The organism is uncultured Brevundimonas sp., from assembly GCF_937870815.1.
GTDB lineage: Bacteria > Pseudomonadota > Alphaproteobacteria > Caulobacterales > Caulobacteraceae > Brevundimonas.
The window spans coordinates 1-17559 of record NZ_CALMZS010000069.1 but is presented as its reverse complement, the minus strand read 5'-3'; the positions used below and the strand labels follow the sequence as shown (position 1 = coordinate 17559).

The window sequence follows — 17559 nt, the reverse complement described above, 5'->3', positions numbered from 1 at the left end:
GCCGTGTTCGCCCTGCTGGCGACCATCTGGCTTGTGTCCATGACCCTGCGCCATCCAGGCAGGCGGAACGCGACCCCATGAACGGTTTCATCGACGGCGGTCGCATGTCACCTGGCTTGATCCGGACCTCTCCGAACCCTTAACGGAACCCGCCGATCCAGCCCGCCACCTGATCGTGTGAACCCGCCGCCGCGAGTTCAAGTCCGACCTTGCCGAGGATGGCCAGATGCGGACTGGCGGTGTCCGGATGGCTCGACAGCTCCATGCAGATTGACAGCACCGCCTCATGCAGTTCTCCCTTCTGACACAGGGCCAATGCCCTCGCCTTGGCTTCGTCGACATGCGTATTGGCCCCGACCGACAAAGCCTCGCGCGTTGGCACGACGGCTTTCCCGGGCCTGACGAGGTGGCTTGCCCACAACTCCAGGGCTGCGCGCTTTTCCGGCACATAGGTGTGGCGGTCATAGACGCTAGTGACTGCCGCCCCTTCGTTGGGCGTATGTCCGAGCACCAGCCCGACCACGAAGCGGCTGACGCCGTAGCGCCCCGTGAGCGTCGTCGCGCCGGACCGCCTGATGTCATGGGGTGAGCCCACCGCCAGTTTTCTGCGTGTACAGGTCCGCGCGAAAGCGCGGGTTATCGCGTGCGGATCCAGGTGTTGGCCGGGAGATCTCTCGGACGGGAAGAGGTAGGGACTGCCCGGATCAAGCGCCCAGGCCACCTCCAGGATCTCGAGTGCATCGGCCCCGAGGGGTACGACATGCTGGTGTCTGGCCTTGGCCCGCTCGGACGGGATCGTCCAGATTTTCGCGGCGCGGTCGAACTCGGTCTTGAGGGCCCCGGCGACCTCGGTGCGGCGGGTCAGCGTCAGCATCAACAGCTGGATCGCCAGTCCCATGACCGGTTCCAGGCGAGCATGGACTCCGGCCGTCTTTTCACCCGGGGCGCGTGGCACCGATGCCTCCGACGCCGCGTCCCAGAGCGTTCTCAAGGCCGCGTCGTCAAACATGCGTTCACGAGGAGTCAGCGCGAGCGGCCGGGCCAGACCGAGCGCGGGATTGGCCTCGATCCGCTCTTCGAGCACCGCGAAGCCCAGAACCGCGTGAAGAAGGGAGCCGATGGACGCCACGCTGGCGGCCGCCATGCCGGTCTCGGTCACCAGTGTCCGCATGAATATCTTGACGTCCGCGCGCCGGATCTCCGTGAACGGTCGAGCGCCCAGACGTGGCTGGATGTGGTTGCGCCAGGTCTGGCGTTCGTTGTTGAGGGTGACGTCTCGCTTGGGCCGGCGACGCCCCCCGTGAAGCCCCACCGTCGCCGCCTGCCAATAGGCCTCGGCCAGCTCATCAAGGGTTTCGCCTGTTCGCGCCCGTTCGCGAGCCGCGGTCATCTCCGCGACGGGATCGCCTCCGTCGACGACCGATATCCGCAATGCGGCGGCCTTCGATCGGGCCTTGGCGAGCGACAGATCCGGATAGGCCCCGAGGCAGAGACGGCGGCGCGCGCCGTTGGTGGCGACATAGCGGAATTCGAACTGCTTCAGCCCGGTTGGGAAGACACGAACGCCGAGCCCGCGACTGTCGCCGACGGACATCTCATAGACCTTGTCAGCGGGTTTCAGGGCCGCGATCTGGCGGTCCGTGCTAAGTTGAAGGCGGGCCACCACGCGCTCTCCTCGCGCCTGCGCTGCAAATCAAACGCCACCCAGACTAGCATTTTCTGGGGCACCGGTGGGGCAGACGATGCAGAATTTCGCGAAAAAGCAAGAAAAACGCTGAAAAATTAAATCATCATTTTTCTGAGACTTATCGAGTTATGCACAGCCGTGAAATGTCCTGAAATTGCCTTTGAGGCGCTTCACACCGAGGGGGTCACAGGTTCAATCCCTGTCGCATCCACCACTTCTTTCAATAGTTTAATGGTGCTGATCCACTAATGTTGAAATGACCCGCCACCAAATAGCTACCCGGCCCGGGGCCATTCGATGTCCACTCGTCGCCTGAAAACCGACCTTGGGGCCTTGTCGGCCCAGAGATCCGCTTCCGATCGAGACTGTGTGAATACACCGACTGTCAGAGCAAACTACCATATCCTGTCGGCAGCAGGTGGGCAGGAGCCGCTTTGTTCAGGGTGCAGATCGCCGGCAGCCAGGGTCGGTGATGACGAACCGGGAGCGCCTTGAAACCGATGCGGCCGGTCAGGCCCCGGCGACGAAGATGTTGGCGGTCAGACGCCCGCGCGCGGGATCGCCGCTCAGAGCCAGTTCCGGGGGGATCGTCCCGGAATGGAGTAGGCAGCCGCGATAGATCGCGATGCGATCCTGTTTGCTTTCGACCTCCCCGATCTGTTCGTAGTGCTTGTTGGAACCACACACATAGCCGCCCGCTTCGGCGTTTTCGCGCCGCGCGGTCTCGACATAGCGATCAAGATCGCCCGGGCCGACCTCTTCCACGTTCGTTGCGCGGTGGCGATAGAAGGCGGTTCCGGAGGCGGGCGTGTCGCTCAAATAATGAAGGATCGCCAGATAATTCGGATCGACGGAATCGAAATGCGGCGCGCGCTGGGCGGGCGCGAGCGTTTCCGGCGGCGCCGTTACAAGGGAAAAACTGGCCTCGGACAGGGTGAAGGAATCGAAGCCGAAGGCCCCGCCGATGAACGGCGCCAAGCTCTCCAGAGTGCGCTCGACATAGGCGAAGGCGTCACCGTCGGCGGGGCCGAGCATGCGGCGCAGGCCCGGATACAAATTGTCCCTGGCCTTCGGGAAGGGCGCCAGGCTCGCGGCGAGCCGCACGATCTCCCGCGCCGCGCCCGTGGCGTCGTCGATGACGACGACGGGGCTTCGCGCGGCGCCGAGGCGGAGGAGTTTGGGCGTCATGGACACATGCGATAGAGCAACCGGCACGGTTTCGGCAGCGCGCAAGACAAGAGGGAGGAAGCCGGTGAAGGCTTCCTCCCCAAGGAGGTCATCAGTGAAAGCGCGAGAGTTGGAATGCGCAACTACTTTCGCGGCTTACCACTTGTAGCGGAGGCCGATCTGGTAGGTCCGGGCATAGCCAATCGTGCCGTTCTCGATCAAGGGCCGGGTCGGGCCGCAGCAGCCCGCGCCCCAGGTGGAGTAGTTGCGGTTGACGCTGTCGAACACGTTGAAGATCTCGGCGTCGATCTTTATTTCCTGCCCGCCCCAGGGCCGGAAGGTCTTGGACAGACGCAGGTCGAGGTTTTGGAAGTTTATACCATCCGGCTGGTGGACGCCCGCTTCGTTGAACGTGAAGCAGCCGCAGCCTGGAGCCCCAGCAGGCTCGGTAAAGTCGACTTCGCCGAAGCCCGGGCCGGACGAAAGCGTAAGAACGCCCGAGAGCTGGAAGTCCCAGGGCAGATCGACGATGCCGGTGCTGACGAAACGCCATTTCTCGAGCCCGGCCACATCCTGCCAGCCGAATGCGTCCTGCCTGCCGGCGTTGAACATCTCGGCGGCGCCGAAATCCCTGCCTTGATTCGATCGAGCCTCGGACACCGTCAACGTGCCCGTCACGCCCCAGCCGGAATCTTCCGAATAGGGCTTGTCCGCGGTGAGATAGAGGGCCGTATATTTGTATTCGCCTTCGCTCGAGCCGATATTGACCCGGCCCGTATAGCCGGCCGGCCTGTCGGAGGCCGGGAAGTTGTCCCGGACAAACGCGTCGCCGGCGTCGGTGTAATTGCCGTTCGCCTGGCGGTTGCCGCGCACGTAGATGAAGGCGTCGTATGAGCGATTGTGGGCGATGGTCGCCGCCGTTTGCCAATCGCCGAAACGTTGGCGGATGCCGATGTTGAACTGGTCTGTATACGGAACCTTGGCGTCGTTATTGATCACCCAGATGTCGCCTCTGATGTCGGGCGAAATGGCCGCGCGCAGCGCATCTGCGTCGCGATAGGCTTCGTTCCATTGAAGGTGGCTATCATTCAAGGGGTCGCACGCCGGCAAGCCTTGGCCCTCCATGGGCCCGTTGCAGAAATTAATCGTCGGGATCTGCTGCGCGTTGATGATGGTCTCGAGCGCCGCCGTGTAGAAGATATTCCGGTCATAGTAGCGCCCCGCGCCGGCGAACAGCACGGTGCTGCGATCACCGTTAACGTCATAGGACACGCCGATCCGCGGCTGGAACGCGCCGGTAAACGGATCGCGCCTGCTGCCGTCGGTGATGTAGTCCTCCGGATCGATGCCGGCGGCCTGCCAGTTCGTGTAGCCGCGAAGCGCCGTCGCGATGAGGGCCGGGGTCACATAATCGTTGTTGAACGCGTTGTCTTCGTAGTCCCAGCGCAGGCCGTAGTTGATCGTCCAGTGGTCGTCGACCGTCCAGTCGTCCTGGATGAAGAAGCCGTATTGATTGTCGGTCGCCGTGATGGGGTCCGGCGTCCGCGTCGAAATGATCGCGCGCGTCGGAATTGACGTGTCAAAATCAGTGAACGGGGTCCAACCGTCGTTGTCGTTGTCGTAGGCGTCGAAGAAGTATCGGCCGTTGGCCGCGTTGTTTTCTTCCCGGCCCAGCACGGCCCGATTGTAGCGGAAGCCGGCCTTGATGACGTGATCCTGGACCCCGGTGTAGGTGAAAGTCTCCTTGAACGTCGTGTGCTCGTTCGTGTTCGCCTGCGTGAAGAAATGGGCGCCGGCGACGAGGATGTTGGCGCCGTCGGTTCTCTGCAGGTTGAACTCCGGGCCCGACGTAACCGTGGGCGTGCCCGTCTCGTTGGTGAAGCGGCTGAGCGAAACCTCGTTCAACCAATTGTCGCCGCGGTGCGACCAATCCGCCGTGATGGTTTCGCTTTGGGTGGCGACGTTGCGGGCGTGGGAACTCACTTCGACGTTCCCGAAATCGCGGATGTCCGTTTCTTGGCGACTGAAGTAGCTCAGATTGACCGTGTCGTCGTCGCTCGCGAACCAGGTCAGCTTGGCGAAATAATTATCCAGCTCGAAATTGCCCAGCGCGGTGCCATTTTCAGCCAGGTAGCTGGCGGGAACGCGCGGATCGGTGAGGTTGATCGTGGCTCCCGGGTATTGCGAGCGCGTGGCTTCGTAATCGGCGAAGAAATGCAGGACGCCCCGGATGATCGGCCCGCCGACATTGACGCCGTACTGACTGCGCTCGAAGTCCGGCTTGGGATTGGCGCGGTCGAAAAACGGCTGCCCGAACCATGCCTGCGGAATGTAGGTGGCGTAGGCGGCGCCATGGAATTCGTCGCCGCCCGTGCGCGTCACGGCGCTGATGATCGCCGAGCCGGCCTGTTCGTACTCGGCCTTGAAGTTCTGCGTCTGGACCTGGAATTCCTGGATCGCCGACTGCGGGAACGGGTTGCCTTGCGAGAACGACTGGCCGGCGACGCCGTTGCCGCCGACCTGGTCCTTGTTGCTGACGCCGTCAACGAAGACGTTGATGTTCTGCGACGAGACGCCTCCCGCCTGGAGCCGCTTGTTGTTCGTGGTGAAGTCGTTCGTCACCGTCACGCCCGGCGCGAGCGCGGCGCCGTCGAGGAAGTTGCGCGACACGGTCGGCAGCACTTCGAGCTGCAGCGGCGTGACGTTGGTGCTGACCGTCGCGGTGCGCACCTCGCGGGGGCGCGCGCCGATGGCGATTACGTCTTCGAGGGTCCCGGACACGAAATCCACGGTGACGGTTTCGCCGACGGCCAGGGTCACGGTTTCCGGCGCCTCCGAACCCACCTGGACCGTGTAGGTGCTGGGACGCAGGCCCGTGATCACATAACGGCCGTCCGCGCCAATGGTCGCCCTGCTGCGCTGGCCCGTGACCGTGTCGGTGAAGATTACGGCCTCCCCGACGGCGCCCTGGGTCCGGCCCTGGATCGAACCGGTCACCTGCGCATAGGCCGTTCCCCCGAAGCTCAGAGCGGCCAGCATCGCAGCCGCCGAAACGCCAAACGCGAGCCCGCGACGGTTTGCACTGGATTTCTTCATCTTCTAGCCCCCCTGCTCCGTAATGTAACCGGTTACATTAACCGGAGACATCATAGGTGCGTTTCCTGAATCTTGACGTTAGCCGTCTTATTTTTGACGTTTAGGCATTGTCTGAACTGCCCCTCGCTTGTCAACATTCTTTATTGTCGGCGGTGTCGGCCTCGACGCATTCTGTAACCGGAAAACCACGAATCCGTGAGATAAGCCGGGTGTCGCCGCCTCGGCGGCAGCCTTGGGCGGCGGTTCAGGCGGACGCGCCGGCGAAGCTTGGCGCCCGGCAGTTTCGCGCGATGAAATCCGCGTGCGTCGGCATGGCGCCGACGCAATCGGCGATCACCTCTTCGATGTCGCGCAGGAACGCCGTCACCTGCGCCTCGGTGAGCATGTCGACCATCGGATCATGGCGCATCGCCAGCCCCTGCCCGAGCAGCACCTGCACCCAGCTCTCCTCGCGAAACAGCTCCGCCTTGCCGTGGACGAAGAAGCGCGCGGACGAACCGAACAGCTCCAGCCGTTCGGTGAGGCTGTCGGGGATGTCCATGTGCTTGAGGTAGGCCCAGAACGGCGTGTCCTCCCGGTTGGTCACCTTATAGTGCGCGATGATGAAGTCGCGCACGTCGCGGTATTCGAAGTCGGTCTGGCGATTGTATTCAGCGACGTCCGCCGCGTTGAACCCACGCCCCGGGAACAATGCGATCAGGCGCAGAATCCCCGTTTGGATGAGGTGGATGCTGGTCGATTCCAGCGGCTCCAGGAATCCGCTTGAGAGGCCGATGGCGACCACGTTCTTTTCCCATGCCTTGTGGCGCTTGCCGGGCGCGAACCGCACCGGGCGCGGATCGGCGAGAGCCTTGCCGTCAAGATTGTTCAGGAGCACCGAAGCGGCTTCGTCGTCGCTGACATGGGCGCTTGAATAGACATAGCCGTTGCCGATGCGGTGCTGGAGGGGAATGCGCCACTGCCAGCCGAATTCCCGCGCCGTCGAACGCGTATAGGGGGTAAGCTCGGGTGCATTTTCGCACGGCACGGCCAGGGCGCGATCACACAACAGCCACTGGCTCCAGTTTTCGTAGCCGACGCCGAGGGCCTGGCCGATCAACAAGCCCCGCATGCCCGAACAATCGACGAACAGGTCGCCGTCCACCTCACGGCCGTCAGCGAGCACGACGCGGTCCACGAACCCGTTGTCCGGTCGCAGCCTCGTCTCGACAATGCGGCCCTCTATGCGGGTGACGCCGCGCGCTTCGGACTGGCGGCGCAAATAGGCCGCATAGAGCGAAGCGTCGAAATGATAGGCGTAGTCGATGTCGGCCAGCGGCGAGCCGGGCGTGCCGTGCTCGGGCATGGCGACGCGGTTCATGCGCGCGGCCAGGCAATTGACCGCATAGTGATCAAAATGCTTGACCGCGCCCTTCTCCGCCATCTTGAGCCAGAGTTGATGCGGGTGGAGCCACATCAGATCCTGGCCGATCTTGCCGAAACCGTGAATGTAGGAATGGCCCGGCTCGCGCCAGTCGACGAACTGGATGCCGAGCTTGATGGTCGCCTGTGTGGCGCGCATCATCTCATACTGATCGATGCCCGCGAGTGCGTTGTAGGTTCTGATGGCGGGGATCGTGGCTTCCCCGACCCCGATAATGCCGATCTCCTCGGACTCGATCAGGCGGAACTCATAGCCGCTGATGAACAATTTCGAGAGCAGCGCCGCCGTCATCCATCCGGCGGTGCCGCCGCCGATGATCGTGATCGTCTTGAGCGGCGCATTGGGATTGGCCGCTCCGGTCGCGTTCGATTGCGTTTTCATATCCCGCCCTGTTTGCGGCGCGGCGCCTCGCCCCGGCCGCGACGCAGCCTAGTCGGCCGACTTGGCGCGGCACAAGACGGCGCCCGGACAATATCCTGGCCGATGAGCGAAAGGCGCCGCTTGGCGCATGGAACCGGTTACTTCAGGGAAACTTGGCGGGACGCTTACCGGCGGGATTGAACATGTACGCCGTGTCACACCCAACGAAAATGGCCGCCCTGCTCGCCTTGCTACATTGACGGCGAGACGACGCCGCGCATCGCGATGCCGTTCTCCGACATCTTCCGCGGCGACAAGGCGCCCTTCACCGGCGATCTCGTCGGCCATGCCCTGGGCGGCTATTATGCGTCACCGAGGGGGTCACAGGTTCAATCCCTGTCGCATCCACCATTTCCTCCCTGAAAACCCGGACTGGCCGATCCCGCCGCGGGGAATTCGGCCGGGCACCGCCTTAAGACTGCCTTAAGGTTGGGAGCGTGGCTCTGGCGGAAAATCGCGGGGGGAAGGCGGATGAAATTCGGAATGGTCGCGGTCGGACTTGCGCTGATCGCCGCGGCGGGGCCTCGCCCGGCCCTGGCCGAGGACCGCGCCCCGGCCCCACCGGCCGCGCCGGCCGAATCCCCCTGGACCGTGTCCGGCAGCCTGCGGGTCCGGGCCGAATCCCTCGCGGGCCAGTTCCGTCCCCGCCTCGCCGAACACGACGACGTCCTGTTCACGCGGGCGATCCTGGCCCTGGGCTATGACGCCGGCCGGGTTCGATTCGGGGCCGAACTGTTCGATTCGAGGGCGTTCGGACAGGATTCCCGCTCGTCGGTCGGCACCAGCGAGGTCAATGCGCTGGAGCTGGTCCAGGCCTATGCCGAGGTCGACCTGGACGAAGGTGGCGCCAGCACCCTGCAACTGGGCCGGATGACCATGGACCTGGGCTCCAAACGGCTGGTCTCGCGGCAGAATTTCCGGAACACCACCAACGCCTATACGGGCGTCCGGCTCCAGACCGCCCTGGCCGGCGGGGGACTGACCGCCTTCTGGGTCCTGCCCCACTACCGGCTGCCCGACGACCGGCCGGGAGTGGAGGACCATGCCGTCGAATGGGACCGCGAAAGCACCGACCTGCAGCTGTTCGGCGCCTCGTGGGTGCGCGCCGTCGGCGACCGGGCCGCGACCCTTGAGCTGTATGGCTACGGCCTGCTGGAGCGGGATGACGCGGCCCTGCAGACCCGGAACCGGCGGCTGTTCACGCCCGGCTTCCGCTGGCGCCGCCCGCCCCGCGCCGGCCGCATGGATTTCGAACTCGAGGCCGCCGGCCAGGTCGGCTCCGCCCGACGCACCGCCGCCGTCGCCGACACCCGGGATCTGGACGTGGCCGCCTGGTTCATCCATGCCGAGCTCGGTCGGACCCTCGACCACGCCTGGAAGCCCCGGCTGGCGGCCCACTACGACCAGGCCAGCGGCGACCGGGGCGGCGACCGCTACACCCGCTTCGACCCCCTGTTCGGCGCCCGCCGCTTCGAATTCGGGCCCGCCGGCCTCTATGGCCCCATCTCGCGCCAGAACCTCCGGTCGCCCGGCGTGCGGGTGGAGATCCGGCCCTCCTCCAGGTTCGAGGCCATGGCCATGTACCGCGGGCTCTGGCTTGACAGTCCGACCGACGCCCCGGGACTGACCGGCGTCGCCGATCCTTCGGGCCGTTCGGGCCGCTTCGCGGGGCAGCAGCTGGAGACGCGCGCGCGATACGCGCTGGATCCGGACCGGGTCTGGCTGGAGGTCGGGGCGGCCCGCCTGTTCAAGGGCAGGCACCTGGGCGAGGCCCCCAACGCGCCCGACACGGGCGACACCGTCTTCGGCTATGCCGATGTCACCGTCTCATTCTGATCCCGGAGCCCGCGCGTGTTGGTGACGATCGGCCTTCTGCTGGCCCTCAGCTTCCTGGTCTCCCTGCTGGGGCTGGCCTTCCTGATCTGGGCGGTGAGCAACCGTCAGATGGAGCTGCATCAGGGGCAGGCCTATACGGTGTTCGTCCCGGGCGAGGCCGGCCAGGCGGACGACGCCACCATGGCCGGAGCCGACGCCCAGGCCGCGGGCCCGCACCACTATGACGCCGTCCGGGCGGGCATCGACGCGGTGTCCCGGCGTCCGGTCCTGATCCTGCTGGCCAGCGGCGTCGTCTGGCTGGCGCTGGGCTCCGTGTTCGGCGTCATGGCCTCGCTGAAACTGCACTGGCCGGACTGGCTGTCGGCCTATGAGCCCCTGACCTTCGGCCGGGTCCGCACCCTGCATCTCAACCTGGTGACCTACGGCTGGCTTTCGCTGACCGGCATCGGCGTGGCCCTGTGGGTCGCGCCGCGCATCTTCCACACCGCGCTGCGCCACCCGCGCCTTCCGATCCTGGGCGCCGCGCTCTGGAACATCGCCCTGGCCGCCGGGGCCGCGGCCATCGCCTCGGGCTGGACCGACGGCGAGGAATGGCTGGAGATCCCCTGGCAGATCGACATCCTGCTGGCCGCCGCCGGGGCCTGTTTCGTCCTGCCCCTGCTGCGAACGGCGCTGAACCGCAACGTCGGCCACATCTATGTGACCGGCTGGTACTATCTGGGCGCCCTGTGCTGGTTCCCCGTCCTGTTCTTCATCGCCAACCTCCCGGGCCTGCACAGCGGCGTGCAGGAGGCCACCGTGAACTGGTGGTTCGCCCACAATGTCCTGGGTCTGTGGCTCACCCCCCTGGGGGTCGGCGCGGCCTATTATTTCATTCCCAAGATCATCGGCAAGCCGATCTATTCCTACAGCCTGTCGCTGCTCGGCTTCTGGGGCCTGGCCCTGTTCTACAGCCAGGTCGGCATCCACCATCTGATCGGCGGCCCGGTCCCCACCTGGGTCGTCACCCTGTCCATCGTCCACAGCGTGATGATGTTCGTCCCGGTGATCGCCGTGGCCGTCAACCAGCACGTCACCGTCGCGCGCAATCTGTGGGTGCTCAAGACCTCGGTGCCCCTGAGGTTCATCTCCCTGGGCGCGCTGATGTACACGGCGGCCTCCTTCCAGGGGTCGATCGAGGCGCTGCGCAGCGTCAACACCGTGACCCACTTCACGCAATACACCGTCGGCCACGCCCATCTCGGCGCCTATGGCTTCGTGTCCTTCGTCCTGTTCGGCGCCGTCTATCACACCCTGCCGCGGCTGACCGGGCGGGCCTGGCCCTGGCCCCGGATGATCGCCGTCCACTTCTGGCTCGTCGTCGCCGGCTTCGCCGTCTACTTCGTCTCCCTGACCGCAGGCGGCCTTCTCCAGGGCCTGGCGATGCTCGATGCGACCCGTCCGTTCGCCGACAGCGTGACGGTGCTAAAACCCTATCTCGAAGCACGTTCCGCAGGAGGAATCCTGATGACCCTGGGCCATCTGATCTTCGCCGCCCACTTCCTGGCGGTGGTCGCCCGAGGGCGGGCGCCGTCGTCCGCCGCGGAGGCCTCGGCCCGCGACACCATTCCGGCGACCGCGGCATGAACCGCGTCATTCCCCTGGGCGTCCTCGCCCTCGCCATCCTGGCCTTCGCCACCCTGCTGCTGGTGATCCTGCCGGGGAGCCAGATCCGGGCCGAGGCCCCCACCCCGGGCCTCGAGGCCTATACGGAGGCGGAACTGCGCGGTCGCGACATCTATGTGTCGCAGGGCTGCATGTACTGTCACAGCCAGCAGCCCCGGTCCCTGGACCAGGCCCCGGACGCCGAGCGCGGCTGGGGGCGGGCCTCCGTGGCGTCGGACTATTTCTACGACCAGCCCCATCAGCTGGGCACCATGCGGACCGGGCCGGACCTCCAGAACGTCGGCGCCCGGCTGCCCAGCCGGGACTGGCACCTGACCCATCTGTACCAGCCGCGGGCCGTGTTCGACTGGAGCATCATGCCGGCCTATCCCTATCTGTTCGAGATCAAGGACAGGGCGGAGAGGGGCGATGTCGTCGTCACCCTGCCCGAGGGCTATGCGCCGCCAGGCAAGGTCGTCGTGGCCCGCCCCCAGGCCCTGGACCTCGCGGCCTATCTGAAGAGCCTCGACCGGACCTTCCCGGCTCCCGCCGCCGGCCTGCGCGACGACGGCTACAGCGAGCGGGGCGAGCCGCGATGATCCGTTTTCCCTGGATGCGACGGACCCCGGCCCCCGGCGAACGGCGCGAGCCGGACGAGGCCTATGAGCCCTACGAAGAGTTCCGGCGCATCCCGCCGCCGATCCTGTGGATCGCCGTCGCCCTCGCCCTGTGGGGGGGAGTCACCCTGTGGGACAACACCCAGGCCATTGCCGTCGGCCGGTCCGAACGGGCCGCCCAATTGGCCGAGACGCCCCGTCACGCGGTCAATTCCGGGGCGGAGATCTTCCAGGCCCGCTGCTCCTCCTGCCACCAGTCCAACGCCGTGGGCGTGCGCAGCGCGGTGCCGCCGCTGGAAGGTTCGGCGTTTGTCTCGGCCGACCCCGAGGTCGTGGTGCAGATCCTGCTCCACGGGATCGACGGCCCCATCGCCGTCAGCGGCCGCACCTTCAACGGCCATATGCCGAACTTCTCCAGCGTTCTGTCCGACGAGGAGCTGGCCCGCGTCGCCTCGCACGTGCGCCGGACCTGGGGCGGGGCCGAGGCCCCGGTCACGGGCGCCTTCGTCGCGGCCCAGCGCCGTCGCTTTCCGGACCGGGGCGCGTGGCGCGGCGGAGCGGAGATCACATCCCGGCTGGCCCCGGCCCTGGCGCCGCAACCCGAATTCGTCGCGCCGCCGACGGCGGCGGCCGACGCCGGGGTGATCCGCCTGATCAACGAGGGGAGAGGCGGGGCCTGGGCCTGCTCGTCCTGCCACGGCGTCCAGGGTCAGGGCGGCGGGACCGTGCCCCGGCTCGCCGGACTGCCCTCGGCCTATATCGTCAAACAGCTCAACGACTATGTCACCGGCGCCCGCGAGAACGAATCGATGGCCATCGTCGCCAAGGCGCTGTCGCCCGCCGAGCGGCGCGCCCTGGGAGACTATTATGCGAGGCTGCGCGCGCCCTCGACGGCCCGGCCGTCCCTCGGCGGCGACATCGCGCGGGGGGAGCGTCTCGCGCTCTATGGCGACTGGTCGAAGAACGTGCCGGCCTGCTTCTCCTGCCACGGGCCCTCGGGCTTCGGGGTCGCGCCGCAATTTCCCTCCCTCGCGGCCCAGCATCCCGCCTACACGGCCTCCCAGCTGTCCGCATGGGTCGGCGGACAGCGCGACAATTCCTCGGTGGACCTGATGAACACCGTCTCCCGCAACCTGTCGGACGCCGACCGTCGCGCCGTCGCCGACTACCTGGCCACCCTGCCGCCCAATCCCGCCTCACCCCCTGACGACAGGCCCTAGACCATGTCCGACGACGCCGATTCCCCCACCACCGGCCCCGACAAGCCGCGCAAGGGCAGCTTCGCCCGCGACGCCATCTTCGCCGTCGCCGGCGGACTGGCCCTCTTCGTGATCGGCACCCTGGCCGTCGACGCCGGCTGGATTCGCGATCGCAAGGGCAGCGAAGGCGGCGATGGACCGGGCCTCGAGCCGGCCGCCTATTTCCAGCCGCCGATGTCCTCGGCCATACCGGAGGGGCCCTCCGGCGACGCCATCCGGCGGGGCGAGGCGATCTTCATGAACACCCCGGCCAACGCCTCGGACTTCGTCGGCAACAGCCTGTCGTGCGCGGCCTGTCACCTGGACGGGGGACGGCGGCCGGACTCGGCCCCGATGTGGGCCGCCTGGGTCGCCTATCCGAAATATCGCTCCAAGAACAAACAGATCAATACGATGGAGGATCGGATCAAGGGCTGTTTCACCTATTCAATGAACGCCCAGGCCTCGCCCAGCGGCGGCCCGCCGCCGGCCGGCCACGACGTCTACAAGGATTTGCAGACCTATATGCATTTCCTCGCCACCGGGGCCCCCACGGGCGTCGATATGGAGGGCGCCGGCTATCCAAAGCTGGAGAAGACCGCCCTCGGCTACGATCCCGCGCGCGGGGCCCAAGTCTTCGCCGCCAATTGCGCGGTCTGCCATTCCGCCGACGGACAGGGCCGGTCCGACGCCAACGGCCGCCCGGTCTTCCCACCCCTGTGGGGCCCCCAGTCCTACAACTGGGGCGCCGGCATGGCCCGCGTGAACACCGCGGCCGCCTTCATCAAGGCGAACATGCCGCTCGGCCAGTCCAACCGGCTGACCGATCAGCAGGCCTGGGACGTCGCGGCCTACATCAACAGCCACGAACGGCCCCGGGACCCCCGTCAGACCGGCACGGTCGCCGAGAACGCCGCGCGCAACCACTCCGGCGCGGAGACCTTCTACGGTCGAATGTATCAGGGCCGCCTGCTGGGGGTCGGCGCCCCGCCAGCCGCGCCGGCCGGTGGACGTTAGGCCGGTGGCCGCCCCCGCCGTCACCCGGCAGTTGTTCGCCGTGGACGGCCTGTGGTGCGGCGGGTGCGCGCGAGGCCTGGAAAGCCGCCTGCGGGCGATCAACGGCGTGATCGACGCCGGCGTCCACTATGTGACCGCCTCCGCCCTGGTGCAGTGGGACCCGGCGCGGTGCGACGCCACGGCGGTCCGCGCCTGCGTGCGCGAGGCGGGCTATCGCCTGCTCGACCGCAGCGACCCCCGGAGCATCCGCCAGCGGCTGGATCGGGAAGTCCGCTCGCTCGCGCTGCGGCTGGCGGTGGCGATCGCCTTCGGCATGTGGTCCATGGCCTTCGCGGCGGCGCTCTATCTGGACGCGGGACTGTCGACCGCCGCGGCCTGGTGGGTCGCCCTGGCCAGCGGCGTGCTGGCCGCGCCGGTGATCGTCCTGGGCGGCTACGGCATCGCGCGGATGGCGGTGCGCTCGATCCGCCTGCGCACGCCCGGCCTGGACCTCCTGATCAGCCTCGGCGTGGCCGGCTCGGTGGCGGCCTCGGCGCTCAACCTCGCGGGAGGGGGGTCCGAGGTCTATTTCGACACCGCCGTCATGCTGATCACCCTGCTGCTGCTGGCCCGGCTGATCGAGGCCCGCATCCGGCGAAAGGCGACGGACGCCACGCTGGCCCTCGGCCGGCTGTTCGACGACAGCGCCGAGCGGCGCGACGCCGCCGGCGGCTGGGAGACGGTGCGCTGCGAGCGGCTCGAGATCGGCGATGTCGTCCTGGTACGCGCCGGCGGGGTCTCGACCGTCGACGGCGTCGTCGTGAGCGGCCGGAGCGCCGTCGACACCGCCATACTGACCGGGGAGAGCGGAGCGAGCGCCCTGGATGTCGGCGACCGCATCGCCGCCGGCGCGGTCAATCTCGTCAGACCCGTGGAAGTGCGTGTCGACCGTCTCTCCGGCGACCGCGACGTGGACCGCATGGGCGGGCGCATCGCCCTGGAGCTGGCGGCGCGCGGCGAACCGGCCGACGCCGTGACCCGCGCGGCCGGCGCCCTGACCACGGCCATTCCCGTGGTTTCCCTCCTCGTGGCGCTGGCCGCCGCGGCGATGACCGGTTCGCTCCAGACCGGCCTCGTCCGGGGCCTGGTGGTGATGCTGGCGGCCTGCCCCTGCGCCCTGGCGCTCGCGGCCCCGCTGGTTCACCTGAGAACCGGCGTGCTCGCCGCCGGACGCGGCCTTCACCTGACCGACGCCGCCGTCATCGAACGGCTGGGCGACATTCGCACGGCGATCTTCGACAAGACCGGCACCCTGACGGCCGGCCAGCCGCGCGTCCTGTCGGTCGAGCCCCGGGAGGGCTGGACCGAGGCGGAGGTCGCGGCGCTCGCGGCCCGGGCCGAAACCGGCCTCGACCATCCCCTGGCGCGGGCGGTGACGGCGCACCACGGCGGTCCGCTCGGGCCCGGAGGCCGGCGCGGAAGCCGCGAGGCGCGGGGGCTCGACCTGGCCGGGCGGCGCATCCGGGTCGGCGGCGCGCCCGGCGGCGACGGCGAGGCGGCCACCCGCCTGCGGGTGTGGCTGGACGACGCCCCGGTCGGGGACCTTCTGATCGGCGATCCGGTCGACGCCGAGGCCGGCCCCACCGTCCGGGAGCTGCGGCGGCGCGGGATCGAGGTCCTGCTGGCGACCGGCGACGCCGAAGGCCCGGCCCGCGCCGTCGCCCGCGCCGTCGGGCTCGAGCCGTCCGCCGTTTTCGCCGCCTGCACCCCGCTGTCCAAGGCCGAACTGGTACGCCGCGCGCGAGGCCCGGTGCTGTTCGTCGGCGACGGCGTGAACGACGCCCCGGCCCTGGCCGCCGCGGACTGCGGACTCTCGGTCGCCCGGGCGCATGCGGCGGCGTCCGCGACGGCCGCCGTCGTCGTCACCCGGGGCGGGCTCGGCCGCGTCATCGACGCCCTCGACCTCGCCGGCGCGGCGCGGCGCCGGCTGCGCCAGAATATCGGGCTCGCCCTCGCCTACAATCTCGTCGCCCTGCCGGCCGCGGCCCTGGGCCTGCTCGGACCCGCCTGGGCCGCCGTGGCCATGATCGCCAGCTCCCTGGCGGTGACGGCCAATGCGATGCGCCCCGGCGCCGGCGACTAGGGAGGGCGTGGCCATGAAATTGTCGAGCCATCCGATGCGTCAGCGCATCGTCTCGGAAATGCATCTCCGCCGGATGCCGCCCCTGACGACGCCGTGCCGGATCCTGCAGGTCCTGCGTCTCGTTGACGACGCCGACCGCGAGCGGGAATATGCGGCGGTCCTGGACCTGGCCGGGCGGTCGGGCGAGGTGTTCCCCCGCCACGGGCGCGGCACGGTCGCCGGCGGCGGGACCTGGCTCTGGGAGCGGCACAGCGAGGCCTCGACCTATACGATCATCTCCGGCGCGGCGGGCGATCCCTTCTCCATGACGCCTCACCCGGCCGTGCTGCTCGACTGGCTCGACACCGCGCCGGGCCTGGTCATCCGGGCGGTCCGGATCGTCGTCGAGGCCGACGAGGGCCGGGCCGCCCGGGCCGTCGCCGAACTCGATCCCGAAGACCTGATCAGCTGTCGAAAGGACAGCGCGCGCCTGTGGTCCGACTTCAAGGTCCACGAGGACGGGTGGGGCCGTCTGGTGCTGGCCGCGGGCGGCATGCACCCGGCCGATCTGGGACGACTGGCCCAGCGGGTCCAGGAGATCGGCAACTACCGCAACCTGGCGCTGCTGGCCCTGCCGATGGTCCAGGAGCGGACCGCCGATCTCGACCGGCTCGAGGCCGCCCTGGTCGCCGTCTCGAACCGGCTGACCGGGGAGCGGGACGACCAGACTCTGCTTGACGCGATCAGCCGGCTCTCGGCCGAGGCCGCCGGCCTGACCGCGACGACCGCCTTCCGGCTGGGGGCCGCGGCGGCCTATTCCGGCATCGTCGCGGACCGGCTGCGCGATCTGGACTGCGTCCGCATCGAAGGATTCCAGCGCCTCGACGACTTCATCGACCGCCGCCTGACCCCCGCGACCCGGACCTGCCAGGCGTTCTCGGGACGCCTGGACGCCCTGGCCACGCGGCTGGAACGCGCCACGGCCCTGCTCAGGACGCGGATCGAGATGCGCGTCCAGGCCCAGAACACCGCCCTGCTGCATTCGGTCGAGCGGACCAGCGCGCGGCAGTTGCAGCTTCAGCAGCTGGTCGAGAATCTCTCGGTCGTCGCCCTCAGCTACTATGCGCTCGCCCTGCTGGGCTACGGGCTCAAGCCCCTGGCCCATCGCTACGGCTTCTCTCCGGAAGCGCTCACCGCCCTGGCCGCGCCCGTGACCATCCTGCTGGTGTGGTTCTATCTGCGGCGACGGATCCGGCGCATCGAGGGCGAGGAGGCGGGCGGCCGCCCCCCCTCCTGACCGGGCCGCCCGGGGC

11 protein-coding genes are annotated in these 17559 nt (G+C 68.0%); 7 read left to right on the top strand and 4 right to left on the bottom strand.

Features of this window, described 5'->3' with window-relative positions; genetic code table 11:
• Nucleotides 1–139 precede the first annotated feature (139 nt).
• From Q0588_RS04420 to Q0588_RS04405, 4 genes are all read right to left on the bottom strand, one after another.
• On the bottom strand, nucleotides 140–1663 hold the full coding sequence (locus Q0588_RS04420; protein ID WP_298744113.1) for a site-specific integrase: 1524 nt from the start codon (nucleotides 1661–1663) through the stop codon (nucleotides 140–142).
• A gap of 534 nt (nucleotides 1664–2197) precedes the next feature.
• Nucleotides 2198–2875, bottom strand: coding sequence for a DUF6445 family protein (locus tag Q0588_RS04415; RefSeq protein WP_298744112.1), 678 nt, complete (start codon nucleotides 2873–2875; stop codon nucleotides 2198–2200).
• A gap of 135 nt (nucleotides 2876–3010) precedes the next feature.
• Nucleotides 3011–5950, bottom strand: coding sequence for a TonB-dependent receptor (locus tag Q0588_RS04410; RefSeq protein ID WP_298744111.1), 2940 nt, complete (start codon nucleotides 5948–5950; stop codon nucleotides 3011–3013).
• 244 nt (nucleotides 5951–6194) lie between these two features.
• Entirely contained in the window at nucleotides 6195–7754 is a 1560-nt protein-coding gene (locus Q0588_RS04405; protein WP_298744110.1) for a tryptophan halogenase family protein, read from the bottom strand.
• Nucleotides 7755–8264: 510 nt separating this feature from the next.
• Here Q0588_RS04405 and Q0588_RS04400 point away from each other — a divergent pair.
• From Q0588_RS04400 to Q0588_RS04370, 7 genes are read left to right on the top strand one after another with little or no spacing between them, the layout of a single operon-like run.
• The gene (locus Q0588_RS04400) at nucleotides 8265–9629 is read left to right on the top strand and encodes an alginate export family protein (protein ID WP_298744109.1); all 1365 of its coding nucleotides are present in this window, start codon (nucleotides 8265–8267) and stop codon (nucleotides 9627–9629) included.
• Nucleotides 9630–9650: 21 nt separating this feature from the next.
• A complete protein-coding gene (locus Q0588_RS04395; RefSeq protein WP_298744107.1) occupies nucleotides 9651–11255 on the top strand; it encodes a cbb3-type cytochrome c oxidase subunit I in 1605 nt (534 codons plus the stop codon).
• The gene (locus tag Q0588_RS04390; RefSeq protein ID WP_298744106.1) at nucleotides 11252–11872 is read left to right on the top strand and encodes a cbb3-type cytochrome c oxidase subunit II; all 621 of its coding nucleotides are present in this window, start codon (nucleotides 11252–11254) and stop codon (nucleotides 11870–11872) included. Before Q0588_RS04395 ends, Q0588_RS04390 begins: the two co-directional genes overlap by 4 nt.
• Entirely contained in the window at nucleotides 11869–13110 is a 1242-nt protein-coding gene (locus Q0588_RS04385; protein WP_298744105.1) for a c-type cytochrome, read from the top strand. Before Q0588_RS04390 ends, Q0588_RS04385 begins: the two co-directional genes overlap by 4 nt.
• 3 nt (nucleotides 13111–13113) lie before the next feature.
• A complete protein-coding gene (locus Q0588_RS04380) occupies nucleotides 13114–14145 on the top strand; it encodes a c-type cytochrome (protein WP_298744103.1) in 1032 nt (343 codons plus the stop codon).
• Between the two features lie 4 nt (nucleotides 14146–14149).
• The gene (locus Q0588_RS04375; protein ID WP_298744102.1) at nucleotides 14150–16267 is read left to right on the top strand and encodes an HAD-IC family P-type ATPase; all 2118 of its coding nucleotides are present in this window, start codon (nucleotides 14150–14152) and stop codon (nucleotides 16265–16267) included.
• 13 nt (nucleotides 16268–16280) lie between these two features.
• Nucleotides 16281–17543, top strand: a complete 1263-nt coding sequence (locus Q0588_RS04370; RefSeq protein WP_298744100.1) for a DUF3422 family protein — start codon at nucleotides 16281–16283, stop codon at nucleotides 17541–17543.
• The last annotated feature ends 16 nt before the right edge of the window (nucleotides 17544–17559 follow it).